This is a genomic window from Vibrio frigidus (assembly GCF_042465995.1).
Taxonomy (GTDB): domain Bacteria; phylum Pseudomonadota; class Gammaproteobacteria; order Enterobacterales; family Vibrionaceae; genus Vibrio.
This window is the reverse complement of sequence record NZ_JBCDMC010000081.1, coordinates 1-252: the sequence shown is the minus strand read 5'-3', so window position 1 is coordinate 252 and position 252 is coordinate 1. Positions and strand designations below refer to the sequence as shown.

The 252-nt window shown below is 44.8% G+C and carries 1 rRNA gene; it reads right to left on the bottom strand.

What is annotated here, in order from left to right:
* Window positions 1-110 (bottom strand): 5S ribosomal RNA (gene rrf, locus AACW90_RS23150); the annotation flags it as partial.
* Window positions 111-252 lie beyond the last annotated feature (142 nt).

Genomic DNA, 252 nt, shown 5'->3' with positions numbered 1-252 from the left:
CGATGTCCTACTCTCACATGGGGAGACCCCACACTACCATCGGCGCTATTGCGTTTCACTTCTGAGTTCGGCATGGGATCAGGTGGGTCCACAATGCTATGGTCGCCAAGCAAATTTGGTAAAGCTTCCTAATAATTTAGAAAACTTTAATAATCTGGATTGCTGACTTAAATAAAAGTTCGCACACATTCAATGTTCTTGCATTGAGTCCACAAAACCCCTTGGGTGTTGTATGGTTAAGCCTCACGGGCA